13 protein-coding genes are annotated in these 15,120 nt (G+C 39.5%); 2 read left to right on the top strand and 11 right to left on the bottom strand.

Annotated elements, in window-relative coordinates:
- Window positions 1-16: 16 nt before the first annotated feature.
- The 8 genes from KEM09_RS08875 to KEM09_RS08840 all read right to left on the bottom strand — a co-directional run bounded on the left by KEM09_RS08875 (window position 17) and on the right by KEM09_RS08840 (window position 8,406).
- Entirely contained in the window at window positions 17-1,168 is a 1,152-nt protein-coding gene (locus KEM09_RS08875) for a sugar transferase (protein ID WP_212227704.1), read from the bottom strand.
- Window positions 1,169-1,407: 239 nt separating this feature from the next.
- Window positions 1,408-2,865: a class I adenylate-forming enzyme family protein gene (locus tag KEM09_RS08870; RefSeq protein ID WP_212227702.1), complete on the bottom strand. Its 1,458-nt coding sequence runs from the start codon at window positions 2,863-2,865 to the stop codon at window positions 1,408-1,410.
- Between the two features lie 13 nt (window positions 2,866-2,878).
- Window positions 2,879-3,859 carry an NAD(+) synthase gene (gene nadE / locus KEM09_RS08865; RefSeq protein ID WP_212227701.1) on the bottom strand — a complete coding sequence of 327 codons (981 nt, stop codon included), beginning with the start codon at window positions 3,857-3,859 and terminating at the stop codon, window positions 2,879-2,881.
- Between the two features lie 11 nt (window positions 3,860-3,870).
- Complete coding sequence (gene asnB, locus KEM09_RS08860) at window positions 3,871-5,844, bottom strand: asparagine synthase (glutamine-hydrolyzing) (protein ID WP_212227700.1); 1,974 nt, start codon at window positions 5,842-5,844, stop codon at window positions 3,871-3,873.
- A 6-nt stretch (window positions 5,845-5,850) separates the two neighbouring features.
- Complete coding sequence (locus KEM09_RS08855) at window positions 5,851-6,093, bottom strand: acyl carrier protein (protein ID WP_212227699.1); 243 nt, start codon at window positions 6,091-6,093, stop codon at window positions 5,851-5,853.
- Between the two features lie 24 nt (window positions 6,094-6,117).
- Entirely contained in the window at window positions 6,118-6,579 is a 462-nt protein-coding gene (locus tag KEM09_RS08850; RefSeq protein WP_212227698.1) for an acyltransferase, read from the bottom strand.
- Window positions 6,566-7,312, bottom strand: a complete 747-nt coding sequence (locus KEM09_RS08845; RefSeq protein ID WP_212227697.1) for an SGNH/GDSL hydrolase family protein — start codon at window positions 7,310-7,312, stop codon at window positions 6,566-6,568. Before KEM09_RS08845 ends, KEM09_RS08850 begins: the two co-directional genes overlap by 14 nt.
- Window positions 7,313-7,323: 11 nt before the next feature.
- Complete coding sequence (locus KEM09_RS08840) at window positions 7,324-8,406, bottom strand: glycosyltransferase family 4 protein (RefSeq protein ID WP_212227696.1); 1,083 nt, start codon at window positions 8,404-8,406, stop codon at window positions 7,324-7,326.
- 256 nt (window positions 8,407-8,662) lie between these two features.
- Between KEM09_RS08840 and KEM09_RS08835 the strand changes: the two genes are divergently transcribed.
- Together KEM09_RS08835 and KEM09_RS08830 are read left to right on the top strand one after the other, a co-directional pair.
- The gene (locus tag KEM09_RS08835; protein ID WP_212227695.1) at window positions 8,663-9,931 is read left to right on the top strand and encodes a hypothetical protein; all 1,269 of its coding nucleotides are present in this window, start codon (window positions 8,663-8,665) and stop codon (window positions 9,929-9,931) included.
- Window positions 9,932-9,941: 10 nt separating this feature from the next.
- Entirely contained in the window at window positions 9,942-11,147 is a 1,206-nt protein-coding gene (locus KEM09_RS08830; protein ID WP_212227694.1) for a carboxylate--amine ligase, read from the top strand.
- Between the two features lie 4 nt (window positions 11,148-11,151).
- Here the strand turns inward: KEM09_RS08830 and KEM09_RS08825 are convergent, their stop codons facing one another.
- From KEM09_RS08825 to KEM09_RS08815, 3 genes are read right to left on the bottom strand one after another with little or no spacing between them, the layout of a single operon-like run.
- On the bottom strand, window positions 11,152-12,855 hold the full coding sequence (locus KEM09_RS08825) for an asparagine synthetase B family protein (protein WP_212227693.1): 1,704 nt from the start codon (window positions 12,853-12,855) through the stop codon (window positions 11,152-11,154).
- 4 nt (window positions 12,856-12,859) lie between these two features.
- Entirely contained in the window at window positions 12,860-13,951 is a 1,092-nt protein-coding gene (locus KEM09_RS08820; RefSeq protein WP_212227692.1) for a glycosyltransferase, read from the bottom strand.
- Between the two features lie 16 nt (window positions 13,952-13,967).
- Window positions 13,968-15,104: a glycosyltransferase family 4 protein gene (locus KEM09_RS08815; RefSeq protein WP_212227691.1), complete on the bottom strand. Its 1,137-nt coding sequence runs from the start codon at window positions 15,102-15,104 to the stop codon at window positions 13,968-13,970.
- Between the last annotated feature and the right edge of the window lie 16 nt (window positions 15,105-15,120).

Genomic DNA, 15,120 nt, shown 5'->3' with positions numbered 1-15,120 from the left:
TAAAATCAATAGCTCATCAGGAGCTCTTTATTTTACCACTCAGAATATTATATAGTGCCATACCAAAGTACTTGACATCGGTAAGAAACGGAGCTTTTTCTTTAGCAGCCATATATATGCGCTCGGCTTCAATATTTTCTTTACTATCGGGCATATTTAGGGCAACGTATGGAGGTATACAACCCGGTTTGAACTTAATGCGTTTCTCCTGTACGTCTTTGGGCAATTCATTAAAACGCGTCTGGCTCAATGGCCTTAACCCGACAATAGCCATACTTCCAGTAATCACATTCAATATCTGCGGCATTTCATCCAACCAATACTTTCGTAAGGTACGCCCCCAATCTGCCAGGCGGAAATCGTTCGCTGGTTTTCCTACCTTATTATAGCCATTCAACTTCACCACATAATCTTGCAGATACTCAGAGTAGGGATGCATCGTACGTAGTTTATACACTTTGATGATTTTTCCATTCTTCCCCACCCGTTTCATTGGAAAAACAGGACCATAAGATGGTTTCTGATTATGATCGGGACTATGGGTTTTCATGACTACAAAATACAACTTGCCATCTAACTCTTTATATTCAATAATGTCAAATCCACAACTAACCAGCCTGCCCAGCATTTCTGCCATGGTTAGCCAACGATATTTTGCCCTGGTAATAAAGTAGTATAGTTTCTGCAGATGCTTAATTTTAGGCATCACCCGGTGAAAGAAAAAGCAGAAAAACCAGTACAGGTGTTTGAATATGTTATTATTAATTGCAAACAGTTTGTGCTTTCTAATTCTTATCGTTTCAATGCACCCAATAAAAAGGCCTGCATCGGGCAAGCATTCATTTACCTTATTTAGAAACTTGTTGATGTAACGCACGTTATTGACCTGGTGTACATTAATCAGGCAACGAACAGATGCAAAATCTGATTGATGAAGATAATTCGGATGATTGACATCAAGAATGCGCACACTATCACGCTCCGGAACAACGTGCTGTGTGAGGTAATCGTACACTTTTATGTCCAGCTTTTTTAGCAGTTGTTCCTTTAAAACTCCGCTCTTATTTGCACGTTTTTTCTGAACAGGAATAAACTCCAGCTTCGAAACTGTTGGTCTTTCCAATTCTTGACTGACACCAATAGCACTTATTGATTCAACACTTCTCATCCCACAATTTTTTTCTCGATTCTGCAACAATTTACGAGTATAAAAGACAATTGTACAGGAGTTTTAGACCAATAAATCCCGTTTCATAACCAGCTAACTATCAACAACAACCCCTTATCACCTTTATCTCTGTTTTCCCCTAAAGAATTATACATTTAGTCAAAAACAAAGTTTATAGGTTTGATTTTTATGAATGGACCAAAAAACAGGATAACCGTATTCAAAAATTCAACAAAGAATTAGGCTTTCACCTTTTTACCAGCTGCATTAACTTTTACATTTTCAACAAATTCAATTGTCTGAGGCACTTTATAAGAAGATAATTTATCTGCACAAATTTTCTTAATATAAGATTCTGTGATTTCAGAATGTCTTTTGTTAACAACCAGAATAGCCTTAATAGCTTCACCTAACACTTCATCAGTAACAGCTTCAATTGTACAATCAATAACGCCATCTATTCCAACAATTACTTCTTCAATTTCTTTAGGACTAACACGTCTCCCTCCTACTTTAATTATTTCCTTTCGGCGGGCTGCATGATAAATAAATCCATCTTCGTCCACTTTGGCCAAATCACCAGTATACAACCAACCTCCTTTTATGGTTGTAGCTGTTTCTTCTGGCTCCTGATAATAGCCTGACATGATGTTATCACCTTTTGCAATAATCTCACCCACTTCACCAGGCTGCACATCATCCCCATTGGCATCCACTACACGTAATTCAACCTTTGGAATTCCTTTACCCAGTGAACCTAACTTATCAGCAAGCCTTTCGGGTGGTAAATAGGACAAACGTGCTGTGGCTTCGGTCTGGCCATACATAACATAGAATTTTGTATCAGGAAAGCTGTCACAAAACTCTTTGATGAACGTTGTATGTAGCTTTCCTCCTGCCTGTGTTACATATCTTAAATGAGGAAACTTACTATGCTTAAAGGTATCTGATTTACGCAACAGAATCTGAAAGTGACTGGGTACGCCAGCAAATCCTGTGCATTTATACTTATTTAAATCATCAATCACCGAATTTAAAAAGATGAAGGTGTTATTGAGAACTATTTGGCCACCGACCTTGAGGTGCGTGTGTAAAAGGGATAATCCATAACAATAAAAGAAAGGCAGTACAATTTCAATAACATCATCTTCCGTTAAATGCAAATAATCTATTATTGAAGACGTGTTGGCAATGATATTCCGATGCGAAATCATTACTCCTTTAGGCTTGGCTGTGGAGCCGGATGTGAAAATTATCTGTGCTAAATCATCTTCCTTGGTTTCTGTATTGCTCCATTCATTACCAGGTGTCTCTTCAATTACTGTATCAATGGCTGCTTCACTGAGCACATTAGTCATCTCCAGATTAAGTCGCTTTACAACCTGGTTAGAAGCAAAAACTGTGTTTGACCCACACCGCTTAACAAGCTCATTGAAACTTGCCAGTTCAATCGCCGGATTTAGCGGAACCACAACATTGCCGGACTTCATAATAGCCAGGTAAGCCACGATCGAATAATGGCTATTGGGCATAATAAGCACCACATTCTGCGCCTGACCGATGGATTGCCTTAACCAAACCGACAGCCGGTTAATCCTATCTATAAGGGAATTATATGTTAATTCCCCATTTCGTCCCAAAATAAAATCGCCTTGCCGATGCGTATGCTCCTGCAGTAAAAAGTCAACACAGTTCATCTTTCACCTTGTTTTAGTAGTTATGGATTGGTGGCATTCGCAGATAATCCGTTGTTTTCTTTTTACGCTCAAAGTTTTTGAATATGCGACTGATTTCCTGTTCATCCTTCTCCATACCCATTGCTACCTCTTCAGGCGAGAAACCGTTTTCCCAGCCATACCAGAGCAGATCCATGGTTTCGAAAGGCATTTGATAAAAGAACTCCTCCTGGGTTTGCTCAGCCGTGTAGGTATCTGTTGTAGGTGTCCGGTCAATTATCTCTTGCGGAACGCCCAATTCCCTGGCCAGCTCATATACCTGCGTCTTAAACAAGTTACCAATAGGCATAACATCAGCACCACCATCGCCATACTTTACAAAAAACCCTTGTTGTACCTCGTGCTTATTGGGAGTACCAATTACAGCGTAGTGCAAGGCTTCTGCATGATAATAAAGCATGGACATACGGCTGCGCTGCTTGAAGTTAGAAGCGGCAACAATCTGCAGATACTCATTCATCGGTAAACGCTCACTTTTTTCGGTACCATCGGCAAAAATAACAGTGACATAGAACACAGGAGGCATATTGGAATTCAAAAATTCAACCGGAATACCGATTTTCATCTTATCAGTCTGGGGATTATATTCAGGAATAACTCTTTTAACGGCTTCATCACGTCGCTGATAACAACCGAAGCCTTCCAGAGCGCCGCTGATGTTTTCTTCAACTACTCTAACTCCGAATTTATCAGCCAATTTCAATGCCAAGGCTTTACTATCATCACTTGAATCCTTTTCGGGTAGCATTACACCGAGTACATTTTTAGCACCAAAAGCTTTAACAGCCAAAGCCAGAGTAACCGATGAATCAATACCTCCACTGATGCCTACAACTCCTCCGCGCCTGCGCAGTACTTTAATCACATCTTCTTTTAGTTTGGCAACAATTGAATCAATTGTGTTCTGTGTATCAGATAGTCTTATTATCTCTTTTGTAAATTTTTGTTCAGACATTGGTTAAAAGTTTATCGAATTACAATTTGTTTATTTTTTATATCTCCTTTTAGTAGATTACGTTCGTCAATCTCCTGGTAAGCTGAAATGAATAGCTTATGCAATATTTGCGAAGACAATACGCCTATTAAGGCCATATTATCTTGTTCACTAACACTATTACTTCGTTTCAGCTTAGTTAACAGAGCTTCTATCTTTTTTGGATTAAATAAGCCAGAATCTTTAAGCGCATATGGACTTATAAACTCATCCAACAGCGCTTTATCGTTGAGCAATGACTGAGCCACTGGTGCTCTGTAGGCCTGCTTGGGTCTCTTTATGACGGACTGTGGTAGCTGATCTTTCATCATCACCTTTAACAATACCTTCTCATTTAATCCATTTAGCTTATAATGGTCAGGTAAAGACGCACAGAACTCAGCCACGCGATGATCCAAAAATGGATACCGTCCTTCTACGGAGTTAGCCATGGCCACTCTATCACCCTGAGAGGACAGTAGGTACCCTGACATAAATAATCGCGACTCAATCAATTGCGCTTTCTCCAACAGGCTGTATCCACTTGTTTCGCCCGCCAACTCTTCAGCCAGGTTAGCAACCGGATCATAGCCATTCAGTTCACTACTAATCCCCTCTGATAGTAAATTAGCCAGTTGTTGGCCATTTCTCCACCTGAGCATATGAGAGTAAATAGGTGAATTGGTTTGCTCAAGCTGATAACCAAAAAACATCTTTAGCACCATCGGTGAAGCAGTTGCAAGCTGTGGAATATATGGGTAAAGTTTTTTAAGCAACAATGGCCTATACTTTGATTGAGGTTGCCTGGCCCAGAAATTGCGTATAATTGTTTCTTTGAATATGTTATATCCGCCAAGCATTTCATCAGCTCCTTCACCTGTTAAAACAACTTTAATATTGTTTTCCCGCACCAAAGAAGATAATAGCATCATGGGTATTGGCGATGTTCGTAAAAGTGGTGCTTCGGCGTGATAAACAGCCTTTGTTAACCATTTAGCAATATCTGAATTGTTACAAGAGATACTTTTATGGTTGGTATTAAAGAAGGCAGCTACCTCATTCTGATAGCCTGATTCATCATAAGCCTGCTCATCAAAACCAATTGAAAAGGTATTAAGTACATTGGGCTGCACCTCTTTTACAAGAGCAGTTGTTACGCTTGAGTCTAAACCACCACTCAAATAGGCGGCCACCTGTACATCAGCTCTCAAACGTAAATCAACACTACTTTTCAACAGACCATAGAGTTCTTCTGCAGCCTCTTGAATGGTGCCGGCAAACTTTTTGCCAGTGTACTGATGCTTCCAATATGGGTGAACCGTACATTGACCCTTGTCAAACATCATATAATGGCCTGGTGGAAGCTCTTTTACACCATCAAAAAATGTGTTCGGTGAGAGAGGTGCCCAAAAAATCAGTGATTCTTTCAGCCCTTCAAAATTCACCTGTCTATCAACCTGAGGATGTTCAAACAAGCACTTGATCTCCGAAGCATAAATCAACTGGTTACTAACCTGATGATAAAAAAGTGGCCTGATACCAAAACGGTCTCTGGCTATAAAAAGTGATTGCGTTTTCTCATTCCAGATAGAAAAAGCAAACTGACCATTCAACTGACTTAAGCAATCTGGCCCATACTCTTCATACATATGCAGAACTACCTCTGTATCGCAGCTTGTCCTGAATTGATGACCTTTTTTTATCAGTTGCTCGCGCAGCTCAATATGGTTATACACTTCCCCATTGTAGGCAATCCACATGGTACCATCTTGATTGCACAAGGGTTGTTGGCCCGAACTCAAATCAACAATACTTAGCCGGACATTACCCATAGCGCAATCTGGCTGTATATACAAACCTGTCTCGTCGGGCCCCCGATAATTAATACGTGTCAACATCTTGTTGAGCACGTATTCCTGCTGTTTGGCACCTAAGCCACTAGTTGTAAATCCGACGATACCACACATAGCAGTTTAGTTTACGAGTGATTTTTTCCGTTCCAGAAAGGCGACTATTGAGTTAATACTCTGAAAGTTTTCCTCATTTAAATCGCTGTCCTCTGTTTTCACACCAAGTTCTTCATCCAAAAAGGTAATTAGGCTTAACAAGCCCATTGAGTCAAATATGCCTTCTTCAAAAAGTAATGTGTCATCTGCTATTGTTTCCTTTTCAATAAAGGTAATTTCAGATATAAATGTCTTGATTTGATCTTTCATCTTTTTAGTCGTTATGTTTGTTAATTATTTAATTCTTTTGGCCGGTACTCCGGCATATACAGAGTTATCTTCAGTATCTCTTGTAAGTACAGCACCACTGCCTATAATTGAATTCTTACCAATCTTAACCCCCGGCATAATGGTGCAATTCATCCCGATAAATGCCCCTTCTCCAATTTCAATGGCGCCCACTGTTTCAGTACCATCTATATTCTTTTGTGACAAATCATGCGTTAGTACAACGCTCATGGCTGTGACAAAGGCATTATCACCGATAGTGATTAATTCGGGTCTTCTGTTATCCAATATCACCATGTAGCCAATCTCCACATTTTTGCCCATTTTTACGCCTCGCCATCGATGAAACATAGCACGCCATTTTTTAACCGGGCAGAACCAAGCCGGAACAAGCAATAAATTCCTGATAGCTCTTTTGTACTTGCTGGCTGTAGGAAGTTCGCCAAATGCATAACTACGCCTTTCCATCTAATAACTTTTTTAATTGTTTATTCAGTGCTTTATAGCCCTCATTATTGAGGTGTAAAAAGTCCTTATAATAACTTGCCTTAGCCGGAGTTTTAGTTTTACCATCCATTAGCGTGCTGTAGGCATCTAAATACAGATAACCCTTCTGCTCACAAAGCTCAAGCAAACTCTTGTTAACGGATTCGATTTGCTGCTGTATGCCAGATGGCCATATCAACCGCCTGATTCCTCCATGTCGCCCCTCTGGAAAAACATTGCAGACAACAATTTTTGTATTGTTGGCAGCAAACTGTTGTGCTATCTTTTCGTAATTATCTATAACAGTCGATGAAATAGCATCTTCCTGCTGCTTAAAAAAGTAACCTGCTTTCAGGTCATTTATACCCATACATAGAATCACACAGTTCGCTTTTCCTTCAATATGTGCATTATTTACTAACGCTTTAACCTGAGCTGTAGTAAAACCAGACTGCGCAATTTTATGAACTTCATAACTATTCCACCAGTCATCGGATACATCCCAATGTTTACTTCGGCTATCTCCAATTATTAAAATGTCAGTTTGAAGACTATCTAGTTTCAACTCTACTCTTTGTTCATTGCCATTGGGATACAAGCCACGCTCCAAGTAGGCTTTATAGTACTGGTACATTCCATTGGCAAAAAAAACAGTACATATAACCAAGCCAATGACTAGTATTACTAAAATAAATATGATGCGGGTTTGATTCATTTAAATTACTCTTATTGCATTAATTCTTCATAGTTTTTGATGTATTGCCCGGCTATGCTGCTCCACGAATAATGAGTTCTTAACTTGTCATAAGCTATTGTTGCTTTTTCATCGAAGCTTGAAGAGCCGCGATGCAACAATTCCAGTTGCTGCTTCAAAGAATCAGCATCTCCTACTTTAAAAAATGACACTTCTTCCTCATTAAATACAGCTTGATTCGCATCAATATCCGAGCAGATAATTCGTGCCTTAACCGAAGCAGCTTCCAAAAGCATCATCGACATAGCCTCATTAAATGAAGGAAAAACGAAGGCATCACAATTTTCTAAATAAGCCATTAACAAGCTCTTATCAGTCACCAATCCTATAAAATCAACATTTAACCCTTCGGCTGCCAACCTTATTTCTTCGGCATACCCGGGCATCTGATTCATATCCCCAGCCACAATTAATGGACTTGTATAATTGGCTTTTTTCATAGCTTCGAGTAATGTGTGCAATCCTTTTAAAGGAATTATGCGGGCAGCTGCAAAAAACAAATAACCAGAACGCTCCATAGGTTGAACGCTTTGTTCAACATTAATACCGTTGGGAATAAACCGTACCTTAGCATTATAATTATTGTTCAGATAGTTACTTAATGGCTCTGATACAGCTGTAACCACATTTGCTGAACGAATCAGAATTTTCTCATTAAACAGAAAAAACCTTTGTATGGCAGGGCTCCACTTTTCAACTTCATAAGTTTTACCATGATGCGTTGCAATCACTTTGTATTTAAGTCTGAGAAAGGGTATAATGAATGCCCCATCTATCTGATGTAAATGGATGAGATCATAGTTCTTGACAAATAAAGAGTGAAACAGGCACTTTAAATAATAGATAAGTACATTCAGCTTTTTTATGAAGAAATTATTAAACGCTATCTGTTTACCATCCTCCCATTCACTACCTTCCGGTATTCGATCTTTCAGGGCATAAACGGTAAAATCATATTGCTCTTTAAGCTGAGCAATCAGGTTTTGACCAACGTAGGCAGTGCCTCCTATGGCAGGTAATCCTTTTACTCCTATAACCCCAACTTTTTTCCTCATATGATTTTGATTGCAATTTCAATTTAGGTAAAAGCTTACTACGATTTATTATATTTTGGTTACAGGTGCTATTTATTACACGAATACGCGAATAATACAGATGACTAAATTGATTATGGAGACCAACTAGTCATTTCTGTAGTCAATATGCCTTCATATTGCGGCCTTCTGGCCTGGCTAGTATTTACTTATTAATCTTAAATAATTAAATTACCACGATTTATAAACTCAAATATTGGATTTGGCGGACTCATATATGAAAATAAAACTCTTTATTCTTCTATTATTTTGCCTGACATTTGCTACTGATGGCTTATCTCAAAATGCCTTTCCCGGAGCTGAAGGTTTTGGTTCTGACACAAGACATGCCTACCAAACAGGTGTAGCCCCAAAAATACTGACTGTTACTACCCTTAAGGATGGAGGCATAGGAAGCCTCAGATGGGCCGTAAACCAAAACTACCCTCGCATTATCATTTTTGAGGTTTCTGGTGTTATAAAGCTATATCGCGACTTGTATATACGCAATCCCTATATTTTTATTGCCGGGCAATCGGCTCCACAACCGGGCGTTACTATTTCAAACGCAACACTATTTGTTCACACCCATGATGTGCTTATCCAGAATATTAAACTCAGGTACGGTGTTAACAGTAGGAAGCAAGATTGCTTAACTATCGCATCAGTGCGAGATTCATCCTATAATGTTATTGTAGATCATTGCTCTATAAGCTGGGGAATGGATGAAAACATTGGCATCGCTGCCACACAATATGGTATTACTATCAGCAATTGCATCATCAGTGAAGCCATTGATACCAAAGGAGGCAATGCCTATGGCTTGCTGGCCTACGATAATGGAGAACTATCTGTTCTGAAAAATCTATTCGTTCATAATGCAGATCGTAATCCACTCGTAAAAGGTGAGTCACACAAAACGCTAGTATACAATAACGTTATATATAACAGTGATACCCATTGTATTTACTTTGGACATCGGGAAAACGGTAATTCACGGTTTCAGATTGCAGCGTTGAATAACTATTATGTACCTGGCATTAAAAACCGAAATTCGAATATTATAACATTCAGTGAGCGCATCTCAGAAAATGCCGTTGCTTACTTATCAGGCAATCAAGTCAAAGGTAAAAATAAGCCGCAATGGCAAAGAGGCATAACATATAATCAGGCTGGTGAGCAAATTATCGCACAGTCTCCTATGTTTGATTATCCACATATGGATTTAATTCCAACTGATAGTTTATTAAACCGTGTACTGGCTCATTGTGGTGCATTTCCTCAGAATAGAGATGCCATTGATGAGCGAATAATTAAAGATGTTACCCACATGACCGGCAAATGGATTTTTCATGAGGATGAAGTTGGTGGGTACATTGAGCAGGCGGCCTGTCACAAACTAATAATTCCGGATACCCCGCACGATGATGATAACAATAACGGCTTTACCAATATTGAAGATTGGCTAAACTCGTTAATATATACTAATAATCAAACCACGAAGTAATTTTACGAAGATGAATTCAAACAACCACTTACACCCGGCAGTCATATTGGATATTACACAAGCTGGATACGATATTATTCGCTCCCTATATAAATACAAAATTCCGTTATATGCGTTTTCATACAAGGCCAACAGCATTGAAAACAAAACGAAACGGGTTACTGAGATTATTGATTATAATGCCCAGGAAGATTTGCTGGAAAAGTTAATAGCACTTGCCAAGCGCTTAAAGGTTAAACCGGTGCTATACCTGTCAAGTGATCACCGCCTTGAGTTTGTGATGGAGCACTACGACGTTATACAAGAACATTTTCTGATTAATCTTCCCTCCATTGACACATTAAATACTCTATTAGACAAAAGAGAATTAAATGATTTTGCCCTGAAGAACAACCTTCAGGCACCTGCAACAGTTAATATTACACCTGTTGATGCCATCGAAAAGGTCAAATCACTTGACTTTCCTATCATTGTTAAACCGTTTGTGAAAACAGCAGCCTGGTATGACTCTGAAAGGCCCAAAGCGATCATTTACAATACTTTTGAAGAGTATGAAGCGGATATACCAGACGTTCTTAATATAGAAGACAGGCTGATAGTTCAGGAATTTATCCCGGGCGGGGCTGATGACATATACGCATGCTTTGTGTATTTCAACCAAAAGGGCGAATTTGTGCAATCTTTTACTGGTCAAAAGATAAGGCAGTGGCGCTCTTTAACAGGCACCAGTTCCTGCATCAGACCGTTTAACCATCCCGAATTACTGGAGCAGACCATTCAGTTTTTTAAGTTGGTTAACTACAAGGGATTTGGCTCTATGGAATACAAGCAAAACCCTAACAATGGTAAGTTTTACCTGATTGAACCTACCGTTGGTCGTTTCGACTTAAATACCCTCGTATGCACTGTTGGCGGAGCTAACCTGCCATTAGCCTATTACAATGATGTAACCAACCAAAACATCGTGCCTAAAGAAAAGCCCAATGATAACTTTGCGTATGTCCACGAACTGTATGATATGCGAAGTGCCTATCATTCAATATCTACAAAGCACGAAACGCCCAGACAGTTACTTAAAAGCTATAAAGGCAAGCTATACTTTCATTACATGAATACCGATGATCCGGTGGTTACCAGAAAGGTACTTTATAAAGTTAGCCGATACATTGCCAGTAAACTATTCCGTTACATGACAGGCAAAACATCGAAAGCCTGATAGCCTATTTAAGTAATGAGCTGTCTTTTTTAAGTATCTGAACCATCTCTACTAAAAGGTAAATCCTAAAAGCCAGGGTATAATCATCCAAATCCCTGGTTACAGGAACCTTTCGTAAGAACTTGACTAACTTGGCTGGCAGATGCTGCCTGACAAAGATGGCAATGGCACGTTTGCTAAAGCGTTTTGGCCTTACCTTCTCTTTATCAATGCGCGATAGTACATAATTGACAAACTCATCAGATAACAATTCGCTATTATTAATCCCTTTCAGATAGCCTATTAAAAAGTCCTTAATATGAGGCTTATGCAAGATTTCATGAGCAAATTCAATGGCCGGATATTTAGCAAATTCAATATCGGGTCCAATAGTATGAAGGACCTTTTTAAACATGGTTTTCTGACTTCGTGAATCATCCGGCAGCTCATGAGCCTTTTTGACGATATTATAGGTATACCATGGATTAGCCACTTCGGTATATGCTACCTTCAGCTCATTTAGTCCGCCATGAATAAAAGGTATTCTGAAATTATAATACAACCTGTCGCGCCAAACCTCAAGTGTCTCATTATCTTTACGAGCCACCCATTCCGGCAGATTATCTTCACTCAGGTTTAGTTCATCAAACTTCTTACTATACAACAACTCAGAGTTAAGCCTTATACCAACGCAACGCTTTACATCCATCTCACTGCTCACATGCCGTTGGCCAAATCCCTGATTGGCCCGTATGACTCCATGTACACCATTTTCAAATAGGCGCTTCCAGATGGCAAAACCATCCATATATCCCGAGATATGATCTACTCTTCCCTCTCCACAAATCAAAAATCGCTTAAAAATAGTTTCAACAGGCTCGGGTGCCACATTAGTTTCGTAATACGTATGCTTCAGCTTAAAATGAGCTGCCAGCTTTTTAGCCACAAACGCATCATTTGCAGGCATATTAACTGCCTCTTTTATGCCCCAGGTCAAGCAATGCGGCTCGGCAAACTGTTGAAGAAAACACAACAAAGTCCGGCTATCATATCCTCCTGATAAAGCTAATTGCCACTCTTCCGGATTATATTCAAAATTGCTAAATGCACCGTTAATGGTCTCTTTAAGCATATCAATCTGTTCAGCCTCACTGCGCTCAATCACATTCGCTTTTAAGGGGTCACTTACTATATCTACCGACCAGTTCAAGCGATTGAGTTTAAGCACACTGTTGCCGGGCAGATAATGCACCCGTTTATCCCAGGCATTAGGCCCCATTGAGCCGCACTGTAACATCCATGGAACAGCCTGCTTATTAAACTCAAAGTCGCCCAATAACATAGCAATGGCACGCTGTGAGGTTGACATGATAAACTGCTCATCATCTAAATAGTACCAAAGAGTTCTGACTGCTACCGGATCGGATAATACCTCGAGCCATTGTTGGTCATTACGCCAGATAACAATATCACCTCGTTTAAATTCAGTGCCTACCTTGTCCCATTCCTTACCCGGGTGAGATAAACCTCCAAAACAAATCCCGTTTTCAGTATAGCGCAAAGAAGCAACCGGGTTAACAGCTGCATACTGCACCCCACTGCTATCAATTAATACCGGATTATTGTATTTAATATTATCAGGCTGAATAGTATCTGAAATTAATTTAACAACCTCGGGGGTAAGCATTTGCTCACCTGATCGCTTTACGGTTAATAGAAATCTTGACATAGTATTATTGGGTTAGCTGGTGATATAAATCGACATACTGCTGTACAACAACCTTATTATCCATATGTTCTGTAATGTAATTATAGGCTTTCTGCCCCATTTCCTGGGCAAATGACTGGTTATCTTTCATCTTCTGCCAAGCTTCAACAAGCTCCATTCTGCTGCCACGTTTTACAAGAACTCCAAGTTCACCGTCCTTTAGCAGTTCGGCATTACCCGGAACGTTTGTGGCCACCACTGGCTTTTTACAAGCCATGTATTCCATAATGGCATTGGAAGTTCCTTCGCCATGAGTACAAAGAACACCAATATCTAACATATTAACCAAGCGTTCGACACCTCTTCGCTTGCCTAAAAACAGAATATGCTCTCTATTTCCGGGTGCAACCATTGACTCTACTGCATCTTTATCAGGCCCATCCCCAATAACCAAAAAGGTAACATTACTATTGCTCTCCAGAAATTGGTTAGCTGCCTCAATGAATAATGGAAAATCTTTCCGGTAATCGATGGAAGCCACCATTCCAATAAAGAAATGCTCTTTCCGATCATGCCAATCAAACTCATCAATAACACTATCTCTATCAGGCAAATTCTCAACACGGCTCATACAAAATCCATTTCTAATGACCATGGCCTTACTCTGAGGCACATGGTATGATTTAATGCCAATATCGGAGTTAGCCAGTATAACATCTGAGAAAGGAAAGGTTATTTTTGACCGAATCCAATTCTTAGACATCACTGGACAAACCGAATTAGATATCATGGCATTTATAAATGTCTTTTTTTGCAGCAAAACAGCCGGTAAACAAAAAATTGAGGGCATAGATCCCCAACTATGTATTATATCGGGTTGATAGTTTTTTATTACATCATATATTTTTTTGAAAACACTAATATCGCGTTTGTAAACCCGCTTAAAAACAATCACTTCGAAGTTTAAATCCAAAACTTCTTTGTAATGAATATTATCCTTCAATAAAATCACTTTACAATCAACATCAGAGTACCTGCTCAGTCCTTGCAGCAACTCAGTTGCTCTTCTCTCTTTCCCTCCGTCTCTGAGGCTATCAATCAACATTACAACTTTCATACACACTCCAGTCAATCTATAGTTTAATACCGTTAAGGGCTAATACTGCACGTTTATCCCAGGTATAATGTTCATTAAACTCTTTATAAGCTTCATCTGCAATACGATTACGCAATATAATATCTTCTAATTTAACAATGGCATCGCTCCATTCCTCTGTTGAATCGGGCCGCACAAGCATCGCATTACTCTCCGATAATACCTCTCGTAACACAGGCATATCGGAACAGATTATAGCCTTACGTGAAGCCATGTATTCAAATACCTTTAGTGGCGACATATATTGGGCAGACTCCTGTTGCCCTCCTGCCACATATACTTTTTGCTGATAGGGTGCCAGCAGAATATCACAGCTATTACGGTATTTATATACCATGCCAGGACTTACATGGCCATGAAAACGAATATTGGTAATGCCTTCAGCCTGGGTTTTCCAGTACTCAATATCTTTTTGCTTGCCACCTACTATATGAAAATCATAATGTTCCAGTTTTTTGGCTACAGCTAAAATAATATCGATGCCGCGCCCCTTGTAAAGGTGTCCAAAATAACCTACCTGCAAAACATCTTTGCGAAGAGCAAAATCATTTATCTTTTCAAAATCCGGCACTCTGTCAGAACCATCGGCCAGCACTAAGGTATTAACATTAGCCTTTGTAAATGTTTCATCTGTTTGGTAGATATCTTTCAGCGCCTCCGTTATTACCACAAACTGCTTCAGCTGCTTTGATTTTAACAGGCGTTTCAACATCCATTGATTCTGCTTTTTTCCGCTTTGTAAAACCGGGCCATGCGACTCAAGAATAAACGGAATCCGGGAGCGCAAATTAAGATAATAGGCTGCTAATACCCCTCTGAAATACACCAAATCAGGTTGCCATTTTATCAGTTTACTAATAGAAAGGTGAACAAAACGATACTTCATCAAGCGTGCATTAGCCGGAAAATAAATACTCTCAATTTTAAAGTTAGGCTCTACCCCATAAAACGCATAGACATTATCAACTCCTTTTTCTGCTATACCTTCTACAAAAATGGAATATAAAGTCACCTCATGCCCTAATTTTGCCAAACTCTGACACATCTTCATGACATGGACACTATTGGCATTTTTACTTGGCACATGCGATGCCATAACATAGGCTATTTTCATCCTATCAGGTTTTAGA

The sequence above is a fragment of the Carboxylicivirga mesophila genome (assembly GCF_018271975.1).
In the GTDB taxonomy this organism is placed as follows: domain Bacteria; phylum Bacteroidota; class Bacteroidia; order Bacteroidales; family Marinilabiliaceae; genus Carboxylicivirga; species Carboxylicivirga mesophila.
Note: the sequence above shows the minus strand (reverse complement) of the source record. Positions and strands in the feature narration are given on the sequence as shown.